The sequence below is a fragment of the Ruegeria sp. L12 genome, from assembly GCF_056531745.1.
In genome coordinates, this window is sequence record NZ_JBQFMH010000015.1 from 1 (window position 1) to 19795 (window position 19795).

Below are 19795 nucleotides of genomic sequence, written 5' to 3' on the forward strand. Positions count from 1 at the left end.
CGGTACAATATGAAAATTGAGAGCACAAACCACAATTGATTTTGCAGGACAATTTCAAGCAAGATTCTGATTAATTAGGGTACAGTGACAGCTCCTTTCCAAGGTCAGTAACCAAGGGAGCCAGCGGGCCACACGACAACTACGGATTCGCGCTCGCAGCGCAACCGGGCAAGTCGAAGGGGCGGCCAGATAACAACTCGAGCTCAAAGCTCATCAAATACTTCGGCCTGCCCGCCATTCGTGCTCCCAACGCCCCAATCCCGGTGGACCAATAGTAATCCACTTCGAAGCCTTCAAAACCTCTGATCGGAGCGTCGAGCTCATTCATGCCAGATAACAATATCGTGGAACAGGACCACCGTTTCATCAAAAGGCGAACTCGGCCAATCCTTGGATTCAAATCACTCGATTCTGCCGCTTCGACATTAGAAGGTATCGAAGTGGCCAACATGATCCGTAAGGGGCAACTCACGCCCGGAATCTGTCCTTTCAAACAATTCGCCGAACTGGCTGCATAAGAAAGATCCAGTCGTTGAAGTAACACACCGCGTTCAAAACTTTGCAACACAGCCAAAGTTTTTTATTTTTGCGAGACTCTTAATCGCGTTACGCGCATAATTTGAATGTTTAGATCTTTACATTTGCAGATTTCTCAAGTCACAATCATACACGATAAGTATCGCTTATCAGGTCTGATTGATTTCCCGCGGAAATGGACGCAGAATGAGCCTCATGAAGCCCCCTGCCCCATATCTCCCCAGCCCCGCCCCTGCCCTGTCACAGGCTGATCTGGACGCGCTGACAGATCTTTATATCCGCGGCACCCCCGCCAACACGCTGCGCGCCTATGAACGCGATCTGATCTATGTGACGGCGTGGAAAATGGCGCGCTTCGGGGCGCCACTGGACTGGCCGGAATCCGAAGCCACGGCGCTGACCTTCATCCTCGATCATGCCCGCGATCTGGGTGATGCGCCCGATGAGGATATTGCGCGCAAAACGGCTGAAGCGCTGATTGCTCAGGGACTGCGCAAGTCCCTCGCCTGCCCTGCCTCCTCGACACTGGACCGGCGCATCGCCTCCTGGCTGGCCTTTCACCGGATGAAGAACCTGACCAGCCCGTTTGATGCGCCGCAGGTCAAACAGGCCCGCGCCAAGGCGCGCCGGGCGGCCGCCCGCCCCCCTGCCCCAAAGTCGCAGCATCCGATCACCCGCGGAGTGCTGGAGCAGTTGCTTACCACCTGCCGCGGGTCGCGGCGCGATTGCCGTGACCGTGCGATCCTGATGCTGGGCTGGGCCAGCGGCGGGCGGCGCCGGTCCGAGATCACCGGGTTGATGCGCGAGGATGTGTCGCTGAAGGAGTTCGACGAGAAAAGCCTGGTTTGGATTTCACTTCTGGAGACCAAGACGACAACCAAAGGTGAAACCCCGCGCCTGGTGCTGAAAGGCCGCGCAGCCCAGGCGCTGGTCCATTGGATCGAGGTCGGACAGATTAAGACCGGGCCACTGTTCAGACCAGTCTCAAAAGCGGATCGTGTGCTGAAACGTCGGCTTTCGCCGGACGCCATTTATCACATCGTCAAACATCGCCTCCAGTTGGCAGGGTTGCCGGAGGACTTCGCCTCGCCGCATGGGCTGCGGTCGGGCTTTCTGACCCAGGCCGCACTGGACGGCGCACCAATCCAGGCTGCCATGCGCCTGTCGCTGCACCGCTCTGTGGCGCAGGCACAAAAGTACTATGACGACGTCGATATCGCAGAAAACCCGGCGACGGACCTGTTGGGGTAACCGTTTGCCAAAAAACCAACTCGCACCGTAAGGCCGCCCTACTCCCTGCCAACAGCTCCGAACCCGAATATTCGCTGGCCTGAATTCGATAGCGCGTTAGTTGGATTCGTTTCTGAAGCGTGATCGCTCATCTGGATTCCACTCAAGTTACGCAGATCAAATTCCAATCTTCAGCTATTGGACATGTCGCGGATGAAAGCCACTTCAATGGCTGAGGCAAATGTTTCGGTTGCGCCGGCAGATATGCAGCCAGTTCGAGTGGTTAAAACGACCTCTGAGTTAGGGGATTACCAAAATTGCCAATTGGCAATTTTTTCGAAAGACCGACGTTGCAGGGAAATTGCCAATTGGCAATTTCCAGTTTCGCTTCAGTAGATCAGTCTCGATCTGGGTCAAAATGCCTGTCCAAGAAGATCGAAAAGACCTCTTGCAGTTCATCTTTGCGTACGTCGGTCGGAAACTCTAACACGATCTTTTTGCCTTTGCGCTTGTATGTCATCGCAGGCTTTTCGGGTGACGATTGAAGAGTCACTGGATCTGCTTTTGTCGAAGCATGAGGTTTCAACGCTGCCTTGAAGACATTCATGACCTGCGCGCCGTCACGGCTGACCCCATCCGTTGCCATCTGTCTCGCAGTTTCTAACAGTTTCTCACGATCCTCGGGCCGACCCAGAAACGGTTTTAGCGTACGGGCATGCAGTTCTTTGATCTCTCGGATCGAAGGGAATGCCTCAACGATCTCGTTCGGCAACTTGGCCAGTTGCAGATAACGTGAAAGCCAAGCCTCACTGACTTCTAGCCGTACGGCCATCGCCTTTTGCTTACCACCGTAGTAACGAGTCACAGCGTCTGCATAGTCACGAGCACGCTCATAGTCGGAGATATCTTCTCTGTCGCGGTTCTCGATATCGCCCAATCGAAAAGCTTCTTCATCGGTCAACTCTCGAACATCCACCAAGTAGCGAAACTGTGGATAGTTATTTGCGCGTAGCCAGTTGATTGCAAAATGCCGCCGTGCACCGCAAATCACTTCATACGGCTGATTTGGATCGCTAGTCTTGCGCACGATAGCTGGAAACTCTTGCCGACCCTGACTGCGGATTCCGTCAATCAAATCTCGACAGTTGTCCTCCGATAGTAGGTCATACGCCCGGTTATGACGCTCCCACATACGGCATTCTCCGGGATCAACCCACCTCAGGGACTTCTCCTCGATATCCCCCGACATCCGTTCCGCAACCCTGTTGGAGCGATTTAGAAAGCGAGCGCCAGCGCGTTCAGCTTTGGGGGCAGGGCCGCTATCGAGACCGCTTAGTACGTCATCGAAAATTGCGTCATGTTTCTTGCTCATAACACTCCCTCCTTGCGCAGTGCAGCATGGTGACTGGGCCAGGTTTTGCGCATCAAAACTTCAACTTCGCGTCCCACCGCGTCCAGATATGCCCGACAGCGTTTGTGGGTTTCTGTACGAGCTGCTGGTCCCGTAATCTCGTACACCGTGCCCAAGTTCGCTGTGGCGTTATCAATCTCGGCGCTGTCTTTCAGAACACTGGCCAACATGTCTTGGGGAAAAACCGCGTCCATCATTCGTTTGATGGCTGCATGCGCAGATTTGTTGTCGTTCATCTTGGTGGCCAGAATCTTGACGAATGAATAATCACGAGCTCCGCCATGTTGAGCTAGTTCATTCAACGTTGCGCCCATCATCTTCAAAAAATGGGCAGTAGATCCAAAGTCGATATTATTCGGCGGGGCAGGGATCACCATCGCGTTTGCTGCTCGAAGCACTGAAAGAGAAATCATTCCCAGCGCAGGCGGCGGGTCTAGAAGGATTACGTCGAATTGATCGGCTATGGTGCTGATCCCATCTCGCAAACGGTCCAACACGAAAACTTGATCCCTGGCCATCCGAGCTGCGAACTCATACTCAGCGTCATAGAGACCGAGGTTTGCAGGGATGAGCGCAATGCCAGGCCAATACGTAGCGCGTAAAGCATAATGAAGCGTCTGCGGCCCACCATGCTGAAAGAATGGGTAAAGCGTATCTTCAGTCTCATCCACGTCAATGTCAGGATTCAGGCCAAAGATCGAAGTCGTTGAAGCTTGGCTGTCGCAATCGATAACGCAAACTCTATAGCCTTTAAGCGCGAGGAACTGGGCAAGATGGGTCGTTACCGTCGACTTTCCAACGCCACCTTTGAATGACTGAACCGACAAAACCAGTGTTGGATCATCTGTTGCACGATGAGGTAGTGTACCGAACACTTCCCGCATCCGGTTTATGTCAGACAGTGAGTACCCGGTCCTTCTTCCAGTGACTGGGTCTTTTTCCGGCTCAGGCAAGCGGCCGTCCGCTTCAGCATCACGGATTAACTTCTCTGATCGACCTACCATCTCGGCAGCGGAGCGAACATTAAAATTTAGGTTTAGCGTTTTCTCAGTGTCAGGGGAGAATACTCGATTGCGCAATCGCTCCATCACGGTACTTGCACGATCAGATAGTTGCTCAATCTCTTCCAGCCCAACAGGGGGCAAGGGGGAGGTGGTCATAGGTTTTGTCCTGTAGAAATCTGCCTTTCGTGAATCATGCCCGGAATGGTGAATCGGCTCAAGTGTGGTTTTTGAGGCAGATCACGTAAAAAATGGGAAATTCGAAGGCAAAGGCCACAGGAGCGGAAATTGGAGGTAACCGGAGGTCACTAGTAACAACATTCTAACTCAGAACATCTAATACGGGTGAAGTTGATGTCTGACGATGTTGCCTGGTACCAATCCCCCAAAAAAACCAAATATAAAAAACAATCTTGTTCAAGATTCTTGGATTCAATTGTTCATACGAGTGTTATTGCTTTAGAATCAATGCTTTGTGGTATGTTTCCCTTACATATCGGGCGCAAATCCTTACAGATTGGGGTGCTTTGCCTTACGTTTCGGATGGTTAAAGCTTACATTTCGGGACGGGCCTAAATCCTACTTTTGGGGACGGGTGAGGTGATTCGAAAAACCCTTGTTTTATTGGGGTTTGTGAGACTTCCTTCGAATCACGCGAGACTCGATGCTGATTCGAAAAATTACAGATTGGGTGCTGGACCGAGACAACAGTGATGTCTATGCTTACATCATACGCCATACAAAAGTAATAATTAGGTGTTGGGCAGTACATGTCAAAAAAACCATACCGCACTTTGGACGCACGGCCAAATTCTGAAAGCCTGGTCAAGCCTGGTGAGCTTGTAGACGTGATTGAGGTAACACCGCTGACGCTTAACGATCGGCGGATCTACAATCAGCTTTTGGAAAACGCTTGGGATGCGATCGACAAGCCTGTCAGCCATGTTATCCAGAAATCCATGCTGCGTGGGTCGCATAATTCGAACGACAGGGTAGGGGAGTCTATTGAGCGATTGATGTCCGCCATTGTGAAAGTGGAAGTTGTATGGGATGGCGAACCTGCGGTCGAGCGGGTCCAGTTGTTGGGTGGCAACGTGGAAACAGTGCGAAGCGACGGGCTAATTGAATACGAGATCCCAGCGCGGTTGCGCAAAATTATTTCCAATTCGACAGTTTTTGCCCGTTTACAGCGCGAGATCATGTTCGCACTGAGTTCGAAATATGCGCTGACGTTGTATGAGATCGTACAGAAGCGCGGCAATCTGCGCTGGCGCTCATCCGAGAATTTTTCCGTCGATGATCTGCGCGGCATTCTAGGTGTACCAAAGGGTAAGCTAACCAACTGGAGCAACCTGAAGCTACGCGCGATCGAACCTGCAATTGCTGAAGTCAATGCGCTGTCGGATTACATGGTGGCGATCGATCCGATAAAGACCGGGCGCCGTGTGACTCACGTCGAATTGCGCTGGTGGAAAAAGGACGGAGAAGGGCAGGGGGCTGCGGAACGTGCTCTAAAATTTTCGTCCGTTGGACGTAAGGCAAAAGCACAAGAACAGGAAGAAAACGTTCAAGTGCCTGTTGCTCCAAGCATCAAGCCGCGTCCGGCCTGGCTAGAAAAAAGAGGTGACGCCTTAAAGACCGAAACCTACGAAACTGCTCGTCTGCGCCATCCGGGGTATGACATCTACTACATTGAGGGCCAATGGCGTGACTGGTCAGCAGGAATGGAACCACCCAAAGACCCCGACCGTGCATTTCTCGCGTACTTTCGGAAATTCGCTGAAGCCAACCCAATTTGACCTCCTTATGGCTTACCTAACGATTGACGATTTTAGCCCTTATGACAGGTGGCTCCCATGACGGAGAAGAATGCGCCCACGCATCGTAAGCGGATGTTCGAATTTCTCGGCATTGCGCGCAGTAACAATAAGCGGCGCGGAAAGGTGCCCGCGCTTTCAATTGGTCGGACTCTGAATTTCAATCAGTCGAATAGGCGACCTAGGAGTTTCTCGAGTTCTTCCCTCTGCTCGACGTGCTTTTTCGGGTTGTCGCGGATCAGGCGCTCCAGATTGAGAAGCTTCCAACGCACGGCGGGAAGATTGGCGGCCTGCGGTCGATCTATTGCGGCGAAATCCGGCGCGCCATCCTGCAGGCTGAGCAAGAATTGTCTGGTGGGTTTGTCGAAGCGAGACTGGATGTCCGCAATCAGTTGGTTGCGCGTCGTCAGTAGGACATCCAGGCCGACGGGTGATTTGGTCATCCCCTCGAACTCACGCACATAAGGTTGATCGAGGGCAATCAGGTTGGGATTCAATAATTCGTGTGCCGGACGTGCCGAACAGGCAATGTAGATCAGGAAAGTCCGGAACAGATCATCCGTCAGTCCTTCGTGTTCGTAGAGAAGCTTTACGTCATAAAGATCGCGTGGATGCTGGCGATCCACGGCTGCGTGGAGCTTGCCGCCGAACAAATCTTCGAAGGAGACGATCTGCATTTCTGCATAGCCAAACGCGTCTGCTACAGCGTCGGAGACTGCCCGGGTTTCGGGGTCATGAACAACGCCGCGTGTGACTGGCGACGTTTCGATTTTGACTTCTGCACCTTCCAGACGCGCAAGCACGCGGGTGGCGCCACCGCCACCTCCTTTTATTCTTTGAGCCTTGGCCCCGTTGATACCCTTTTCGATCGACTTGGCGATACGATCCATGGCTTCGTTGATCTCGGCGAGGCTCTTTTCACGCTCTTTGATCGGCAGATATGTCAGGTCGATATCAACCGAGAGCCGCGGTAGATCGCGATAGAAGAGGTTGATTGCTGTCCCGCCCTTGAGCGCGAATATCTCTTCCTTCGCGACGTAAGGCAATACACGCACGAGAAGGGCGACCTGGGATTCATAGTTCCTACGCGCCATTTTCTGCCCCTGTCGTGACGAACTCTTCGGGTACCATGATGCGATATCGCGGATGTATCCGGCCACCTTTGACCAATGCTCGATCCCCCGTTCCGAGGTTGAACGCGTCAGCATCAAGTCGTTTGCGCCAAGGGTGATTGTGGCGATCCGCAAAAACGAAGAAGAGGCGCTTGACCTTGACCTTCTTGCAGCTCAGCAAGAGCGCTGAGAGCAACTTAGGTCGTAGCGTCGTCAAGCCCTCGAACACCATGTCGAGGTTGTGAAAACTCTCATGGTCCGGCAATTCGTCCATAGCTTCCATGACCGCCCGTTCGGGGGCCGACATGCGCAGTTGCCAGTCCCACGGGAGGGAGTTTTCAGATTTTAGGTCGTCATTTGTAACGCCAAGTGCCTGGTCAGTGAACAACGACGTATTGCGCGTTTCTATAGGTGCATTGAGTGGCAGCTTCGTGAGCCAGTTGGGTATTTTGTAGCCATAGATCCAGATAGGGGCGTTGTCTCCCAAATGCAGGTAGTGGTCGTAGCCCTGTTGAGAGAGAGCAGTTTTGCCGCCGACATGAATATCATAGCCCATGATATGGTGCATCGAGATCAGGCAGGCCTTCCAGTCAATGGTGTTTGATGCGGGCGGATTGGGAACAGGTCGGCGGAAAACGCCGCGGTGAACGCGTTCGAGCCAGCCCCGTTTTACATAGTCGCGAAAGGTTTCGTAGGCTATGCCATGGGCGGTGAGCCAGTTGGCATCGACGAGATATCCCGCGGGCACCGAGTCGAGAACTTTCTTCAGATTTTGCGACTTCCCAGCGTTCATGACGCCCTAAATCATGTAATTCCAAAGAGAAGGCAAGAAGCCTCTTTGAAAAGTAAACTATTAAAGCGTTTATAGCGCTGAAATTGGCACACTTTTAAATCCACAGCGCCACGCGGAAATCCATCGGAATAGCCGGGATAAATGGAAGATTCCGGCGCCAAGGGCGGAGAGCGGTCATTCGCTGCAACGTGTTCGAACGTCGGATTTGAAACATCCCATAAACTATATTCCTCTGCACCCGGATAGAAGGTTTCGCGTGTAGGCACGTAATGCGTGGGCCGCATCATGCATTATTTCGGGCTCATACTCGTCTATCCGTCCGGTGTTAAGTTCCACAAAATTTGCATCCGCGTCGAGGAACGGCGGACAAACGGTGCGGAGATCTCCGACAAGCGATTGCAGGGTAAGAGTGTGGAGAGGGAGCTTGGCATGTGCTTCCAGAATTTGCCTGCTCATCACCGTTTCGCGTGAGAAGTGTGCAGTGATGTTATTCCCACCTGAGAACCAAAACGGGTTCGCCAGTTCCGACGCCGCTGCCGCGATGATCTCGTTCGGCGTACCAAGGCCCGATGATGCAACGCAACGTTCGACGTACTCCACCTCGTCGCCGTCGAATGCGCCCCCATTAAAGATCATGGCAACAAATGCATAACCCCGATCCTGTTGCCTCTTGAACGCCTTGTTGCGCCGACCAAACGCCTCGAACGAATCTGGTACCTTGAGTTTTTGGAAATCCGACTTTTGCAAATTCAGAGCGACATAAGCCAATGCCGCCGCCAAACGTGCACTTAGAAACAGTTCCTTTGTGCCAGCCTGTACAGACAATATGTGTGCGGCTGTGTTGTATTCGATCAGTTCGTGGTCATAGGCCAGATCATTAAACTCTTTGTTCGCGATATTCATCTCGACGAGACGAGGACCTTCTTCGGGGTGTGAGTTTACGGCGGTGATCGCTCCACCAATCTCCGACGCGATGGCCCTGACTTCCAGAAGTGCCCCGACCGATACGGGTTGTCGCGCAAAAACCTGCCTGGACGGGTTTTCCCCGAACCTTGCCATGAAGATTGGCCTGTCTTCGCGGGTGGCCCCAGCGGCATCTATTTTCGCACCAGCAACATACTCTATCGACCATGGTCTGGTCATCGTGTGTCGGATCGTTGGAGCGCTAGTGAAACGGTAGTATTCAGGCGACAGCACACTGCGGTCCTTGTCGAAAAGTTCAACAATCTTCGGGAACTCAGCTTCGGTCTTACGTTCGAATGCACGGTAAGCTCGACAGATGTTGCCGATGTAGTCTCTTCCCCAGATGGTTCCAAAAAAATCGAACCAATGGGTCATCTCATGGCAAAGCACCTGGATGTCTTGCCGGACGGGCATCAGGTCCTCCGTTAGGAGAGCGTCACGCACATCCGCAGTACGGAAACAACCGACTTCGACAATCGTGGAGTGAGGTGAAAATGATCCAGCCGCGATCTGATTTGGGAAGCTGGTCGTTTGCAGCGCCTTTTCTTCCAGTTGAAGTTTGGAAAGACTGCGGCCAGTTAGTTCAAGGTTTGTCATCGGTGTTCTGCCGGTGGTTACGCAAGTTTTCCCGCTCGATTTCAGGTCCTGGACCTAGCCAGTTGGTAATCAACGCCGGTCATGCGTAGCCGCCAAGTGAGCATCTCTTGGCTTACGAGATACTGTCGGCACACTACTTGGTCAGCTACCCGGCGGCGTCTCAATGAAACCAGGGCTGGCCTGGGAAGGAGAAGTGTCCCGGCGAGCCAGTCCGCCTCATCCTCCTGGTCTTGATCGAAGTTACCCGGAACCAACGACCCGTCATCCATTATGTATGCGTCAGCCAAGTCGTGGCCGAGGATGATATGGGACAACTCATGCATAATGACATTGTTTCGTCGGCCCTTGGACGAAACTGGCTTGTAGATCACCAGATTGTTCGTCCCGACTCTCATTGTAAGTGCAGACCAAGAGTCGTCGTTTTCATCGCAAAGTGCGGCTTGGTCCTCGACACCTAGCGCAGCCACATCCGCGACCGACCAAACGGTGACGCCCAGATGCATGGCGAGCCGATCCGCCGACAGTGGGTCGGTTTGGTTTAGACCAAGCTGTCGTCGATACTCTACCGACCGTCGCTCACACTGCGATTTGAACCCCCTACGAAATGCCAACTAGTGCCCCCTCGCATCCACCTCGTCGGCGAATTGCTTGGACGCAGCCTCTATCAGACTTGCGAGTGATCTGGCCGTCTTGGGCGGCATTGCCTTCTTGTTTTTGAAAGCAATTTGAAGGTTGCCGACCCCTGTGAACTTCGATGGCTCTTCCTCTAACCAAGCACATACTTTTTCGAGCGTACCGACATCAGGTACGTGGCCCTTTTCGATCCTCGAGAGGGTCGAGGGACTGATACCGATTTCTTTTGCTGCCGCCCTCACACCCTGGTTTCCGCGCTTTCGGCTGAGCAGCGCACCTAGATCACTTACTTCCATGGCTGTTCTCCCAAGTGTCCCTTAGGCTGGCATTAGTGTTTCACATACTGGACAGATCGTTTCTGCCCGGTTAATGTCCAGCCTATGAAACACTTGAATCACGTCGTGGGACACTAGTCAACTGCGGCGAAACGAAACAACGAGGCCGAGCATGAACAAGCACCTGGGTAGTCCCACAACGCCATGGGATAGCATTTCAGAGCAGATGTTGGCCGCAGTGGCCATCAAAATCGAACTTCCGCCTAGCATGCATGCTCTCCTGGCTGAGCGAAAAGAAACTATCGAAAAGCACCTAGAACGAGACGGAAGCCCGCTGAAGGGAAAAGTCCGGTTGTTTTATCAACAGGGGTCGGTGGCCATTGGGGCGACCATTCGGGCAAAGCTCAGGTTCGAAGGGTTCGACATCGACATTATTGTCGAGTTGATGACCCCTGGCTTGGCACCTTGGCAGGCACTGGATCTGCTCTACGAAGCGATGCGGGGGGAGCCGGGTTCACGCTACTATGACATGACCGAACGTCAGACACGGTGCGTGACGGTTCACTACGCTGACGGGATGCACCTCGATCTGTCGCCCGCCGAACTGATCAACGAATTCGATCCGCGTCAGAGCTTTATCTATCATTCGAAGCCTGAAGAGCCCCGCAGTAGAGACCACAAGGTGCTAACTAACAGCTTTGGGTTCGCCGACGAATACAACACGACTTGCCCCGTCGATCTGTCGTTCCAACAGGAATATGCCCGTCGGGCGCTCAAGGCCGACCGTGGATTGGTCGTGATGCAGAAAGATGCCGACTCGCTGCCGATGCCCGAACACTCTACCGTCGTAGGCGGCAAATCAGCTGTCACAGTGGCGCTGCAACTGATCAAGAGGAACCGCAATATCCGGTGGGCCACCAGAGATGGCCGTATGCCCGCTTCTGTGATGTTGAGTTGCCTTACTCTGGAAGTGGCCGAGGCGGGTCGAACAATCGGCCAGAACCTCAGGATCACCGCACAGCACATTCTCGACCGCCTACTCTGGGCGAAGAGCGTTGGGGAACTGATCCATGTCGAAAACCCACGATGCCCTGGTGATGTGTTCACGGACCGCTGGCCGGAAAACCAAGCCGCCCAGGACAGGATGATCGCAGATATGCGGCTGTTTCTGGATCAGCTCGCGGTGCTTCAGGATGATAATCGGTCGCTGCGTGATCGGCGTGACACCCTGAAGGCGATGTTCGGGGAAGATATTGGCCAGTCGGTGGTAGACGACCTGGAGCGAGATATTGGTGAGGCAATCCGCAGCGGTCGACACGATTTCGGTGCCCTTGGTGGCCTTGCCATGAGCCCGACAATCGCCAGGGCCAAACCGGCTGTTAAGCCCTCGACCTTCTATGGCACCAAGTGGAGGCGTTCATGAGATCCCTGCTAGCACAGGTCAACGCCATGCACCGGGATTGGCCACAGTTCCAAGCGGCCCTGGGGCTTGGGCCGCAATCCGTGATCTGGTTCGGCAACCTGAGGGGACTAGAGCGGCAGTTTCACGTAAGCATCGAATATGGCTTACCCATAGCCGGGCGACACGAGCAATACCGCCGTATGCCCGTGGTTCGTGTCCTAAGGCCCTCCCTAGTCCCTAATTGGGATGCTGCAGAGGAATCACCGCTCCCACACGTCTATTTCGAACCGCCGGACATCAGGCTGTCCCCGCTATGCCTGTTCGACCCCAAGGCAAAAGAGTGGGACCAGACCATGCTCATTAGCCGTACCACCGTTGGCTGGACGGTTCGATGGCTTGCCGCCTACGAGTTCTGGGAAATGACCGGTCGGTGGATAGGCGGTGGACGCCACGACGAAGATGGGTCCGAGAAAGGTGAAGACCATGCCGCGTGACAGTGAATATGACCACACTGTTCCACGCCGTTCTGACGGAATCAGGCAGACGCTCAGACCCGTCCAACCGTGGCCGCCGGGGAAGCCGTTCAACATACTTTCTATCGATGGTGGCGGTATCCTGGGGATTCTGCCCTGCATGATCCTAGCCGAGATCGAGAAACGTTTCCTAGACGGCGAGGCCATCGGTAAGCACTTCGACATGATCGTCGGAACATCAACCGGTGGGATCATCGCGTTGGGGTTGGGCCAGGGCAAGTCGGCCAAGGAAATCTCCAAACTCTATATCGAACGTGGCCGTTTCATCTTCCCGGGAAATCGTCTGACCCGCTGGCTCCGAGGTTGGGCGGGCTGGGCGTTCACACCTTATGATCGTGGCAACCTGGAGAAGGAGCTTCGCCGGGAATTCGGTGATGGGCTCTTCGGGTCGTCGTCTGTCCCGATCTGCATTCCGTCATTCGACGGTCGGTATGGTGAGCCTTATGTGTTCAAAACCCCGCACCACCCGGATTACAAGAAAGACCAATATGAGCGACTTGTAGATGTCGGGCTTTCCACAGCGGCAGCACCCACAATCTTCGCGGCGGTGAAGCGGAACGGCTATGTTTTCGCCGACGGCGGTATCTGGGCCAACAATCCGGCCATGACCGGTGTGGTGGATGCGATGACCTGCTACGACATAGATCGCACCCAGATCAGACTTTTGAGCCTCGGCTGCGGACAGGAGAGCTACCGGATGCGCTGGTGGCACCGCATTGGTGGTCGGCTGGTCTGGGCCGGTCTCTTTGTCTCCTCGGCAATGCGGGCTCAATCCCATAATGCCCTGGGTCAGGCAGGACTGTTGATCGGGCGATCTAACATGATCCGTCTCGATGCCCCTGAGGTGGCAAGCCGGATCGGCATGGATGACGTTGGGCGGGCATTGGCTCAGATGCCTCCGGTCGCACGATCACTGGCAGAAGCATCGGGTCACAGGATATTTGAGATGTTTCTGCAAAATGACGAAAGCCCATCATCACACTTTGGAGGTAACGAGACCGATGTCGGCGCAAGTATTGGATAAGCAGCCGTTTCTACAATACGGTGTGTATGGCGGTTTTGGGCCGCGTGCACACGACCGAAACTCCCAAAATTGACCCAACCCATCAGTCTTCAATCAGAGAAAAATCGTCGCCGTCGTTCGATTTTCTTTCGCGGTTTCTTGCTTTTCTGGATCGCTGTGGGCCTTTGGGAACATAGTCGTCGTTCAACGCTTTTTCGACCAGCCAAGTCGCGTGATGATCCGGGAAACCTGCGCCATAATGGCGGATCAGGTCGATATACTTGAAGCCAAGCCCAGAAATCTTGGTGATCTCTTCGCCGGTCGAAGCGTGTTTGACGACAAGGCCGCCGCCCTTGGGCGCCAGCACTATGTTTTTCTCTGCCAACGCTGCCGAAAGATCATCCCAGGAACCTGTCTTGGCAATAACTGTTTCGATGAGCGTTTTGAGGTCGCGTTTCGGCTGCTTTTCAATCTCCTGTGGTTCTGGAGCCGAGACCTCCAAAGCCTGTGCAGAAGGGTGAGCCGTTTGTCGATATGGATTTTCCCGGACGCGGTCCGTCTGATCAACCTCTGGGGCCGTCGGCATCAGCGGAGCATTCGAGGCTTCGGCATTCTCATGTCGGAAGATCAGCTCAGGCAGTACGGTCTCCCAGCTGTCGCGCCTGTGATAGTGTGCATAGTCTTCACTGCTGTCGATTTTGCGCCAGTTAATGATGGCCCCGATCTGGCCAGAGGCAAATACATGCCCGAGGGGTGGCTTCCACGATTTGGCCATACGTCCGACAACACGTTTTTGGGCGTCCAACAAAACCCAATGAGGTTGTTGAAACACAAGGGAAAGGGTGTCCCCTACATTCGCTGAGCGCACGGCGTTGTGCACTTCATGTGCATCCCTTTGGCGACCGGCGAATGACAAATCTACGATATCGAGCGCAGGCATCTGGTATTTTGTTGCGGGCAATGAGGTTTCGTCGAGATCGGGCGTCACATGCCTGATCAGAACTGAATCTGAACCCGTTTTCAGAAAGGGGTGCGCTCCGGATGTCAGCACTGTGAGGCTTTGCTGTGCGCGGGTCATTGCCACATAGAATAGGCGACGAGGGGCTTCGTTATCCTCCTCTTTCGAGACCCGGGTCCAGCCGCCGTTTAGAATTGCGACATGGTCAAATTCAAGGCCTTTGGCCCTGTGCGCCGTCAGCAACAGCAGTCCACGTTGCTCACCGCGTGTATCCCGGGACCAGTCCGCGATCCATTCAATGATATCAGGTACCGGCATAGTCTTGGTGCCCAACTCCCGGGCCAGTTCCGCCACACCTTCTGCCAGCAAATCCACCCATTTGTTGCGAGGCTGAACATTCAGGACCGTAAGGATGTCTTGAATACCCAGAAGCGCGCCTTGTTTCTCGCGCAACCCGGACACCAGACGTTGGGTTTCTCTAAGACGCCAAACATTTGGAAGGTCTTCGTTGGCCATATCCACGCGCAGACCTTGTGCTTCGGCATAGGTCCGAACTGCATCCAGTGATTTCCAGTCTCGGGAAATCACAGCAACGCGGGACCAGTTCCAATTGGGGTCCAGGCGAGAAAGGCGTATCAGCTCGTCGATTGCTGCTGCAGATTGCGGCATAGCGCCAGGTGGGACGTCCAGCAACTGCACTCGGCCATGGGCAACGGAATCCTTCCCCTCCAGACGCCCGCCGCTGGGTTGAGAGAGCCGCGACTGATTGATCGTGATTTGGTGATCCATTTTCATGCGTTCAGGCGCCTTGGATATGACCTGATTGGCGGATTCGATAATATGTGCTGTCGACCGGTAGTTTTCGATCAGAAAAGATGGTCTGGCCTTATAGTCCTCTTCAAATCTGCGGATGAAATCCACGGAAGCCCCGTTGAAAGCATAGATATTCTGGTCGTCATCGCCCACGGCAAACAGGCTAAGTTTAAGCTCGGCATCTTCCAGAGAACGACCGGCCACGGCGGAAATGAGCGCGTATTCCTCCGGGCCAATGTCCTGGTATTCATCCACCAAAATCCAGCGAAACCCCTGAATCAGGCTCTCGCGCTGCGCCTCTGCTTCGGCTTTTGTAAGGCCTTCGGGGTTGAGCTGGCGCACCGCCTCCATAATGACATTGTCGAAGTCTTCTGTCGCGGCCTGAACCCCCGCAAAACTGGCGCCAACCAGCTTCATCGCAAGTGAATGGCAAGTCGAGATCGTAACCCCCGCCGCATCATCGCCCACCAGCGCTCGTAGGCGAACACGGATTTCGGCAGCGGCATGGCGATTATAGGCCAGTACCAGGATACCGCGCGGGTCTTCGCGCTTCATCCGTAATAAGTAAGCGATCCGGTGCACTAAAACACGGGTCTTCCCAGATCCGGGACCCGCCAAAACTAACACATTGGTCTGGTCCCGATCGTCCGCAACAATGTCCTGTTGGACCTTGTTGCCCAGATCTTCGACAATGGCGGTCCAGGACTTGCTGGTTGTCTGTCGCTTGACCTCTCGTGCCATGCCCGGCATCCAACGTTTCATGAACTGCTCTTTGTTGAGCAGGAAGTAGTCTTCCGATAGGCGTTCGGCGTCTGTGATCTTCTCGAGACCGGTTTCCGCATAAGTTGCCATGACATGGGTCTGAAGTGTCTGTTCGGCGTAATGTTCTTCCAGAGGAAGGAAGTCCGATTGCGTGAACTGACCACCTTTGGGATTGAGGAAAACGGTCATGGCGGGGCGGAATACGGTCAACCCTTTGCCCAGTGTCAGCACGCCCTGTTCATGCATCCAAAGCAGGGAGCGTTCCAACAGTTTGGTCATATCGCGCAGACCGCTGGATTTAAGAACGGCATCCTGTGTGAGCTCCGCCAGAAGGTCCCCAACGGTGGTTTCGACCTGCAGATCTTTGCCGCGCGCGCCTTTGTCGAGACGACCCGTCAGAAACGTCAAAAGAATCCCGGCAGCTTGCCACCGAACCTCAGCGGTCTGGGCAATGACGTCCCACGTTCTTATCCGCGTCACGTTTAGAGTGTTTCGGCTGATTTTGCGCAAGCGGATATTACCGATGCCTCCATCCTGCCCCCTGCCATCCCGCGCGATGCCCCGGATCAACCTTTCGATGACATCGGGGCGGGCATCGGCGTGGTCCTGATTGCGCAGATGCTGGCAGGTTTCCTGCAGGTTCAGCGGTATCGGAGTCTCTTTGTCCGCATCCGGTGCCAGCTCTCGCATCGACGCGATCAAATCCCGTTCCAGGTTTGCGGCCGCTGTGAGGCGCCCGGAGGAAGACTGCGCCACACCGATATGGATGAAGAGCGTCATTGCAACGTCGTTGCGCGCGATGCCAAAGCTTTCGAGATTGGCCATCGCCTTGGTCAGTGCGCCGGGTGTCAAACCGCTGACGCCGCAGAGCTGATCGGTTGAGACCCCTTCATCCGCCGGGGCCAAGATCAGATGCTGCACGATGGCCAGCAATTGTTTGCGATGCGCTTGAGTGATCTCTGCATCCGCAAGGCGTTGTTTCGCCTCGTCCAGTGTGCGGACTGTTAGCGAAGAAGGGAAAATACGAACACGGTTCTCTTCTCGCGAAACAAGTGTCGCTTCTTCAAGCCAAGATACGGCCGTCTTGACTCGTGTGTCATCAGTCGCGCTGTCCCGTTCAAATTCTTGATCTTTTTCGAACCGGACAATCTCACCCGCAGTGGCGACGATCTTGCCGGTTTTGCGTGTGCGCTCGTCGATCCGGCGTAGGGCTTTGAGAATGGCTCCGATTTCATGCCGTGCCAAACGCGAACCCGCGGACAGCCTGAACTGGCGTTCTACATCATCCCCCGCGTACAGAAGCACGCAATCGGCGATTTCCCGATCACGTCCGGCGCGCCCAGCCTCCTGCAGGTAGTTTTCCAAGGACCCTGGGATGTCTGCGTGCACCACCAGCCTGATGTCGGGTTTGTCGATGCCCATGCCAAAAGCGTTGGTGGCTGCGATCACCCGCAGGTCTCCGACCCGGAAGCGTTCCTGGACGTCGTGTTTGTCATCGGACCCAAGTCCAGCGTGGAAATGTGCCGCGTCCATACCTTGTGATTTTAGAAACTTGGCGACGCGCTCGGTCTCTTTACGCGTCGCGCAATAGATCACGGCGCCGGATCGGCCCTCAGCGGGCAGCAGCTCTTCGATCACGTTCAGGACATCGGTTAGTTTGCTGTTCTTAGTGGTAGGCCTTACATCAAATGTCAGGTTTTTCCGCGATGCTCCACCATCAAGTGAGAGCAGCTCGACCCCGGCGCGAGACTGGAAATGCTCGACGATATCAGCGACGACCTCTGGTTTGGCGGTGGCCGTGAGACATAGGATTGGGGCAGGGGCTTGATCGCCTGAGAACTCTTTGATGAACCTGCCCAGATATCTGTAATCCGGCCGGAAATCATGACCCCATTTCGACACGCAGTGAGCCTCGTCAATTGCCCACAGGCCAACTTCGCGCTGAGCCAGTACCGACCGGATTGATGTGCTGCGCAATTGTTCGGGCGAGATTATCAAAATGCCCGCATCGCCCATGCGAACCTTGTCCAGGGCTTCTTGTCGCTCGGGCATGGACATCTGACCATTCACAGTCACGGAACAGGAAATGCCTACGCGCTCCATACCCTGAACCTGATCCGCCATCAGCGCCACCAACGGTGAAATGACCACGGTCAACGCCCCGATTTTGTCGAACCGCGACAAAGCGGGCACCTGATAACACACGGACTTTCCAGTACCTGTTGGCAGGATGCCGAGCAGGCTTGTTCCGGACATGGCTTCATCGACAATGCGTTCCTGCAGAGGGCGACCATCTGGGTCCACAGGCTGTGGGCGGAAACTGTCGAACCCGAACCACCTGTTCAGCGCACGGACCGGGTCATTCTGTTCAGCGCACCACTGACAGGCGGGATCTTTGCAGAAGGTATCCCTGAGATGTCGAACAATCAGAGATGCCTCGCGAAACTGCGCCCGAACCCATGGCGGCATAACCGAGTCCCCACCCGCTACGGTGATCCAGGATAGCGCATAAGCCATAGGCCATGCGTTTCGGGGATTGCTAAGCCGTCCCAGAGTCTGTTCGACCCGTTTACTACAAGCCCGGTCGTCCAGCATCCGACGGATGGCGGCAACGGCTTCATCCTGCGGCGGACAATTGGCTTTTCGCAGGTACTTGAAAACCGCGTCGAACCCTTCCGATTGTTCCGTTCGAGTGGTCAGGAAGTGATAGGCTACAAGCGCATCTGGTTCGCTTTCGGCAAGGTTTTGAAAGGCATCGAGCTGATTGGCCAACACCTCAAAAACAAGCCGGGCGTCAAGTTCTGGATCATTGATATGCCCTGCAGCCAGCCGCCCGTCTTGATAGTGTTTGACCAGATGGTGGTATGGGTTGCGTGGGAAGGCCAGCGGGTTCAGCCACAGTGTATCAATTGGTGCCCGCATGATCTGGGTCAGACGTGGTCTGGCGGCAATTAGGTGTTCCATATCGTGGTGCAGGAAATTGTGACCAATCGGATGTGGGGCACCTGCGATAGCCTCTTCCAGGCGGTCGAGATCTTTCTCCAGCGCGCTGGATTCCGACTTCAAAGCAGGTTGCTCATCGTTTCGGACGGCGGCAAAGGCAAATACCTTCGCGGTTTTGGGATCCACCTCCAGATCGATGGACAGACAATTGGAAAGAAACTCGGTATGCCGACCGTTCATTTGTGATGCACGATTATTAAACGTTGCAGTCAGAGAATACCTTTTTGAGACTATGCACAACCCGGGCGGGAACAGTTAATCAAAGTACCTAAGCGGTGAAGATACGGTTGACGGCAATCATACTAATTCCGCATACGGTCCAGCAGGTACAAACTCCGGTCTTCGCAGGGAGAACACTGTGCACCCCGATAGTTCCTGAAAGACAGTGTCGCATGTGTGGCGGCACCGCATCTGAGGTTCTGCCAACCCAGCAATACAATGTCACAGTTGCTAAAATGGCAAAATATCGTTCAGGGTTTGTTGCTATCGATCCAACGAGACATCAAGGCGCGATCTTGAAAGCACTCGTCAGGAACCGAGCTGCGTTTTATCCGAGCGATGCGTTCCGCGAAGGCCACCTGTTTGGAACTCGGCCGAGTATCGCGAACGCGAGGTGCTGCTCTCTGCGAGTCGATCCACTGGCTCATTGCGCGCCGATCTTGTTGGATTCCCCAAGGCAAAACGACGTTCTGCTGCGCTGCCAACTTGCGTGCGTAAGCAATTTGTTTGGCCGTGGCTGGCAGCGTTGTGTCTGTCTCTGAAATGGCAGCTTCGGACATCTGCTTCCCCCTTAGAACATGTAGAAAAAGATAGAACAAATAGGGACTAGATGCAATTATATTGTGTTTGAGAGAATCTGTACCACTAAATATTGTTGATCTGCGATCTGCTCCCTTGGAAGCGTTTCAGAGCACGCAACAACCGAGGGTGTCAGAAAGTTATCGGTCTGAGA

The 19795-nt window shown here is 54.4% G+C and carries 14 protein-coding genes and 1 pseudogene; 6 read left to right on the forward strand and 9 right to left on the reverse strand.

The features are described from left to right. Window positions 1–335: 335 nt before the first annotated feature. Both ACR0K9_RS18310 and ACR0K9_RS18315 read left to right on the forward strand, forming a co-directional pair. A pseudogene (locus tag ACR0K9_RS18310) lies at window positions 336–518 on the forward strand (DDE-type integrase/transposase/recombinase); the annotation flags it as partial. Window positions 519–723: 205 nt separating this feature from the next. Continuing rightward, the gene (locus ACR0K9_RS18315) at window positions 724–1788 is read left to right on the forward strand and encodes a tyrosine-type recombinase/integrase (protein ID WP_480825340.1); all 1065 of its coding nucleotides are present in this window, start codon (window positions 724–726) and stop codon (window positions 1786–1788) included. Between the two features lie 376 nt (window positions 1789–2164). Here the strand turns inward: ACR0K9_RS18315 and ACR0K9_RS18320 are convergent, their stop codons facing one another. Then, window positions 2165–3139, reverse strand: coding sequence for a ParB/RepB/Spo0J family partition protein (locus ACR0K9_RS18320; protein WP_480825342.1), 975 nt, complete (start codon window positions 3137–3139; stop codon window positions 2165–2167). After that, on the reverse strand, window positions 3136–4338 hold the full coding sequence (locus tag ACR0K9_RS18325) for an AAA family ATPase (protein WP_480825344.1): 1203 nt from the start codon (window positions 4336–4338) through the stop codon (window positions 3136–3138). Before ACR0K9_RS18325 ends, ACR0K9_RS18320 begins: the two co-directional genes overlap by 4 nt. 611 nt (window positions 4339–4949) lie before the next feature. Between ACR0K9_RS18325 and ACR0K9_RS18330 the strand changes: the two genes are divergently transcribed. Then, window positions 4950–5978, forward strand: coding sequence for a RepB family plasmid replication initiator protein (locus tag ACR0K9_RS18330; RefSeq protein WP_480825346.1), 1029 nt, complete (start codon window positions 4950–4952; stop codon window positions 5976–5978). Between the two features lie 182 nt (window positions 5979–6160). On the opposite strand, the gene ACR0K9_RS18335 is transcribed toward ACR0K9_RS18330, so the two are convergent. The 5 genes from ACR0K9_RS18335 to ACR0K9_RS18355 form a co-directional block, all read right to left on the reverse strand. Further along, the gene (locus ACR0K9_RS18335) at window positions 6161–7090 is read right to left on the reverse strand and encodes a nucleotidyl transferase AbiEii/AbiGii toxin family protein (RefSeq protein WP_480825348.1); all 930 of its coding nucleotides are present in this window, start codon (window positions 7088–7090) and stop codon (window positions 6161–6163) included. Beyond that, the gene (locus tag ACR0K9_RS18340) at window positions 7080–7901 is read right to left on the reverse strand and encodes a type IV toxin-antitoxin system AbiEi family antitoxin domain-containing protein (RefSeq protein ID WP_480825350.1); all 822 of its coding nucleotides are present in this window, start codon (window positions 7899–7901) and stop codon (window positions 7080–7082) included. The genes ACR0K9_RS18335 and ACR0K9_RS18340 overlap by 11 nt, the downstream gene beginning before the upstream one ends. Window positions 7902–8123: 222 nt before the next feature. Then, entirely contained in the window at window positions 8124–9461 is a 1338-nt protein-coding gene (locus ACR0K9_RS18345; RefSeq protein ID WP_480825352.1) for a hypothetical protein, read from the reverse strand. 41 nt (window positions 9462–9502) lie between these two features. Continuing rightward, complete coding sequence (locus ACR0K9_RS18350) at window positions 9503–9964, reverse strand: ImmA/IrrE family metallo-endopeptidase (RefSeq protein ID WP_480825354.1); 462 nt, start codon at window positions 9962–9964, stop codon at window positions 9503–9505. A 108-nt stretch (window positions 9965–10072) separates the two neighbouring features. Next, window positions 10073–10390 carry a helix-turn-helix domain-containing protein gene (locus ACR0K9_RS18355; protein ID WP_480825356.1) on the reverse strand — a complete coding sequence of 106 codons (318 nt, stop codon included), beginning with the start codon at window positions 10388–10390 and terminating at the stop codon, window positions 10073–10075. A gap of 151 nt (window positions 10391–10541) precedes the next feature. Between ACR0K9_RS18355 and ACR0K9_RS18360 the strand changes: the two genes are divergently transcribed. Genes ACR0K9_RS18360 through ACR0K9_RS18370 form a run of 3 tightly spaced genes read left to right on the forward strand, consistent with a single transcriptional unit; the run spans window position 10542 to window position 13328 of the window. Continuing rightward, a complete protein-coding gene (locus ACR0K9_RS18360) occupies window positions 10542–11792 on the forward strand; it encodes a nucleotidyltransferase domain-containing protein (RefSeq protein WP_480825358.1) in 1251 nt (416 codons plus the stop codon). Window positions 11793–11818: 26 nt separating this feature from the next. Next, complete coding sequence (locus ACR0K9_RS18365) at window positions 11819–12265, forward strand: type II CBASS E2 protein (protein ID WP_480825415.1); 447 nt, start codon at window positions 11819–11821, stop codon at window positions 12263–12265. After that, window positions 12255–13328: a CBASS cGAMP-activated phospholipase gene (locus ACR0K9_RS18370; RefSeq protein WP_480825360.1), complete on the forward strand. Its 1074-nt coding sequence runs from the start codon at window positions 12255–12257 to the stop codon at window positions 13326–13328. The genes ACR0K9_RS18365 and ACR0K9_RS18370 overlap by 11 nt, the downstream gene beginning before the upstream one ends. Before the next feature lie 82 nt (window positions 13329–13410). Here ACR0K9_RS18370 and ACR0K9_RS18375 read toward each other — a convergent pair whose 3' ends face one another. Next, window positions 13411–19023 (reverse strand): RecQ family ATP-dependent DNA helicase, encoded by a 5613-nt coding sequence (locus ACR0K9_RS18375; RefSeq protein ID WP_480825362.1) that lies wholly within the window; start codon window positions 19021–19023, stop codon window positions 13411–13413. Window positions 19024–19313: 290 nt separating this feature from the next. Further along, complete coding sequence (locus ACR0K9_RS18380) at window positions 19314–19622, reverse strand: hypothetical protein (protein WP_480825364.1); 309 nt, start codon at window positions 19620–19622, stop codon at window positions 19314–19316. Between the last annotated feature and the right edge of the window lie 173 nt (window positions 19623–19795).